Source organism: Sulfurimonas sp. (assembly GCF_023229105.1).
Classification (GTDB): domain Bacteria; phylum Campylobacterota; class Campylobacteria; order Campylobacterales; family Sulfurimonadaceae; genus Sulfurimonas.
The window spans coordinates 1-4,659 of sequence record NZ_JALNZY010000109.1 but is presented as its reverse complement, the minus strand read 5'-3'; the positions used below and the strand labels follow the sequence as shown (position 1 = coordinate 4,659).

4 protein-coding genes are annotated in these 4,659 nt (G+C 38.2%); all 4 read right to left on the bottom strand.

Annotated features, from left to right (window positions below; genetic code table 11):
- The coding region (locus M0Q17_RS10690; RefSeq protein WP_295086693.1) for a DUF294 nucleotidyltransferase-like domain-containing protein at positions 1–1,510 on the bottom strand (1,510 nt) is incomplete at its 3' end.
- 23 nt (positions 1,511–1,533) lie between these two features.
- Complete coding sequence (locus M0Q17_RS10685) at positions 1,534–3,198, bottom strand: cation acetate symporter (protein WP_295086691.1); 1,665 nt, start codon at positions 3,196–3,198, stop codon at positions 1,534–1,536.
- Positions 3,199–3,513, bottom strand: coding sequence for a DUF485 domain-containing protein (locus M0Q17_RS10680; RefSeq protein ID WP_295086689.1), 315 nt, complete (start codon positions 3,511–3,513; stop codon positions 3,199–3,201).
- 10 nt (positions 3,514–3,523) lie between these two features.
- Positions 3,524–4,659, bottom strand: a 1,136-nt coding sequence (locus M0Q17_RS10675; protein ID WP_295086687.1) for an OprD family outer membrane porin, incomplete at its 5' end; no start/stop codon positions are given.

Sequence of the window (4,659 nt, the reverse complement as noted above, 5' to 3'; positions counted from 1 at the left end):
CATGAACCAGAGCAAAAATACCTCCTTTTTTCAAATCAAGTCTATTTTTATGCTCTTTTTCTATAACAAATCCAGAGAATATAGAGAGTGGTGTATCAAAGTTCAAAATAGCCTTTGCGACATGCGCTAGGACATCGTCTCTTGCATAAAAGTTATTATAAAGATACGCTCGCAACTCTTTTAGCAGGGAGCTATCTCCCGCTACGCACTTTGAATCCAAAAAGATGCTTAAGCTCTGAACACTTTCATCGCTCATGTCATAGGTCCATTTATCTATTAGCGATTTATATGAAGCTACACTTCTTCGCCAAAACTCATTACTTACCATCACATCTCCACTGCACTTTGGAAATCCAAGTTCAAGAAGATGTCTGTTTAACTCCAGCATTGGCTCTTTAAATAGCTCAGCATCTACCCCATCTCTGATTATAAGTGCGTTATCTTGATCGCTCTTTATAGTCTGCTCTTCTCTTCCTTCGCTTCCCATAAGAATAAGAGCGCAATCTTTTTGAAGTTCAGGATTAACACACATGTCAAAGAGTTTTTTGTATATTTTTTCATTTAAAGAGGAGAGAAGTTTTGTGATATATCTTACTTTAACGCCCTTAACTCTAAGCGAGACTATAAGATTTTTAAAATCGCCTCCGAGCGCTTTGAGGTCGTCTAGTTTTTGTGCTTTATCAATTTGTACGGCTATGAGGTATGAATGGCTTGCAAAATAACTCAGCAAATCAAGTTGCTCTAAAACACCCACTATCTCTTCGCCCTCTTTTACCACTACTCTTTTTATCTCTTTTTGCGTCATAAGCAAAAGTGCATTAAATAAAAAGTCATTTTTATCTATGGTGATAAGCTTATGCGTGGCTATTTTATGGATTTCATCTTTTATATCAACTCCACCTAGCAAAACTCTCTCTCTTAAATCAACGTCTGTGACGATTCCAAAATCATCTTTATACTTAACTATAATGACGTTTGCTTTTAACTCTTTTTGCTTTTTTAAAGCACTCTGAATCGGCTCTTTTTCATCTACTATACATGCGTTATGCAAAAAAATATCGCAGACTCTTGAGATTAGAAACGGTGTTAGTTCACTCTGTGTTGAGTAATTTTTTAGATGCTGATGGCGTTGTACAAAATCTTTTAAAAAGAATCCACGAACACTTTTATCCTGCATAAGGTCTATAAAATCCTCTTTTTTTATCTCATAGCAGATTAAATCCTCTTCTACTATAAAATCCCCATTTGCCCTCTCATAGATGAGTGCATCAGCATCAAAGCTGTCTCCGGCATTAAAGAGTGTATAAATCTCTCCCTCAATCATCTCTTTAACCGAACCTTTTATAATTATATAAAAGGCTATGGATGGAAGATTTTTTGAGATTAAAAGTGTATCTTTTGGGTAGTAGGCAATATCGATTCTCTTCATAAGATTATCCAAAGTAATCGAGCTTAAAAGCTCAAAAGGATGGATAGACTCTATAAGTTTTCTCTGCTCATGTATGCTCACAAAATTAACTCCATTTTCTTATTTTAGTGCTCAGATGCACCCTCTGCGCCGATACCTGTCTGCGCGCGAATAAACTGCGCTTCAAACTTCTCTTTCTCCTCTTTTGCACCCTGAGAGTTATCAGTTATAGAGAAGAAATATGTCGCAATAAAAGCTACCGTCATTGAAAAAAGTGCCGGATATTTGTATGGGAAAATCGCCTTTGCATTTCCAAGAACGTCAACCCAAACAGCAGGTCCAAGTATTAGTAGCACAACTGCTGTTGCTAAACCTAAACTACCGCCAAGAACAGCTCCGCGAGTTGTTAAGCCTCTCCAGTACATTGAAAGGAAGAGAATCGGGAAGTTAGCTGAAGCTGCAATAGCAAACGCAAGACCAACAACAAATGCGATGTTTTGACTCTCAAATGCGATACCTAAAAATATAGCAACGATTCCAAGAGCCACCGTAGCGATTCTTGAGACTTTCATCTCCGTAACTGAATCCACTTGACCTTTTTTAATAACAGAGGAGTAAAGGTCATGAGATATTGCCGAAGCACCTGCTAGAGTTAAGCCTGAGACAACCGCCAAGATTGTAGCAAATGCAACCGCTGAGATAAATCCTAAGAAGAAGTCGCCGCCTACTGCATGACTTAAGTGAATAGCCGCCATATTATTTCCGCCAAATATCGGTTGCCCACCGCTAACGGCTTGCTTTGCAAGATCTAAATATTGAGGATTACCTAAAACCATAACAATAGCACCAAAACCGATGATAAAAGTTAAGATATAGAAGTAACCAATGAATCCTGTTGCGTAAAATACAGACTTTCTAGCCTCTTTTGCATCACCAACTGTAAAAAATCTCATAAGGATATGCGGAAGACCTGCAACTCCAAAGATAAGTGCGACAGCAAGTGAAATAGCCGAAATTGGGTCGCTTACAAGGTTTCCCGGAGCCATAATAGAGATATCTTTTAGATCTACCGCATGCGCAAAAAGCTTGCCAAAGTCAAAGTCATGATGAGCCATAACAGCAATGGACATAAAGGTAGCACCTGAGAGAAGCAAAAATGCTTTGATAATCTGAACCCAAGTAGTAGCTAACATACCTCCGAATGTTACATAAAGTATCATCAAAATACCGACGATAAAGACCGCAACTTCATAATTAAGACCAAAAAGAAGCTGAATAAGCTTTCCTGAACCGACCATTTGAGCAATCAAATAAAGAATAACCGTAGTAATAGAACCAAACGCCGCCAAGATACGAACAGGTGTTTGGCGAAGTCTATACGATGCAACATCCGCAAATGTATATTTTCCCAAGTTACGCAAAGGTTCCGCAATCATAAAAAGGATAACCGGCCAACCGACCAAAAATCCGATAGAGTAGATAAGTCCGTCATATCCGCTTGCATATACAAGTCCTGATATTCCAAGAAAAGATGCCGCTGACATATAGTCACCTGCAATCGCCATACCATTTTGAAAACCTGTTATTCCGCCGCCTGCCGTATAAAAATCTTTTGCACTCTTTGTGCGTTTTGCTGCCCAGTAAGTGATACCTAAAGTAGCACCGACAAAAATAATAAACATAACAATCGCAGAGACATTAAGCTCTTTTGCAACTTCAGCCGTAGCAACATTTGACGCAAACAGTGCAATAGTTCCAAGGATTAAAAATAAAAATACTCTATTTATCATCTACATTCCCTTTACTTTTTCTTTAATTTTATTGTTCAAGTCATCAAATTCGCCATTAGCTCTTTTGGTATAGATGCCCGTTATAATAAAAGCAAAGAAGATGATGCCCATCCCAACGGGAATCCCAACTGTTGTTACTGACCCCTCTGAGAGCGGTGCTCCTAAAACCTCTGGAAAGTAAGCTATTAAGAGGATAAATCCAAAATAAACTATCAGCATTATAATGGAGAGTTTAATGGCAAAAGAGCTTCTCTTTGCCACCAATTCTTTGTAATCTGGATCATTTTTAATTAGTTCTACTAAATTTTTTTGCATCTATTTCTCCTTAGAAATTATAATTTGCTATAAATCTATACTCATCCCAGCTTAGAGTTGCGCCAGCTACATTTACATTGTAATCATCTGCATAGTTTGCGCGAACACGAAGTTCTAAGTTTTTTATAATTGCGGGTATGTAGATAACATCAAAACCGCTCTCGCTTGCATCACCGTATGTGTAACCGTTGTTTTGTGCCATCTCAAAGTTTGTATAGTAGATAGTTGCTATGACATTTGTACCTAAATCTTTAAAATTATAACTTCCTGCAATTTTGTAAGCATCAGTCCCTGCTAGAAACATGTGACGAGTAACCATCCCTTGCGTAAATGCCGGCATTCCGCCCCACGAGGAAGTGATTGCATTTTCTCTTGAGGCATCTGTAGAACTATTTTTACCTGTTTGAGAGTAAGCAAAAGAGGCTGTAAAATTTTGAATCTTTGCATCAAATTTTGCAGCCCAGTAGATGCTGTCAATCTTACCTAAAACTTCATCTTTTACACTATCTTCTTTAATCATTTGAACAGATAAAGAGGGTTTTATCGCATCAGTAATTAAGCAGTTCCAAGAGGCATCAACTTGCCCATAGATTATATTCATTATGTCATGTGCGTAGTAATCCCAAAGCTGAAGTTTAAGATTTTTATCCATTGTATATGTTGCAGAAACTAAAGAGATACCGTCTGTAGATTTATTGGCTGCGTATGTTCCCATGTTTTTAAATTGACCTACTTGATTTAGAGCATCCCACGAGGAGTAACCCGAAGTAGAACCTAGCATACCGCCTGCACCGTAAGCACGACCAAAAGTTCCTTGTGCAAACTTACTCACATGCGCGGCCATGAGCGTAGCATTTGGTATATCTTTATTTGTAAGAACATACGCTTCAAATAGGTTTGGTAGCATTCTTGCATCATCGCTTCCTAGCATCGGAGTCTCTAACCTTTGGCGCCCGATTTTTAGCGTACTATTTGCTACTTTATACTGAACAAAGGCCTCTCCCAACATAGAGTAGTTCTCATTATTCTCTCCTAAAAGAGTCGGATCTACCTTTGTGTAGTCTGTTTTATCACTATCGTTTAAAAAACCGTTTGTCGTATAAAAAGCAGCTCCAAAACTTAGTCCCTTAAAATCTGCCGTCTCAT

What these genes read in the sequence shown, in the direction of transcription:
- M0Q17_RS10685 (WP_295086691.1), bottom strand. Translation starts at nt 3,198, where the DNA reads ATGATAAATAGAGTATTTTTATTTTTAATCCTTGGAACTATTGCACTG.
- M0Q17_RS10680 (WP_295086689.1), bottom strand. Translation starts at nt 3,513, where the DNA reads ATGCAAAAAAATTTAGTAGAACTAATTAAAAATGATCCAGATTACAAA.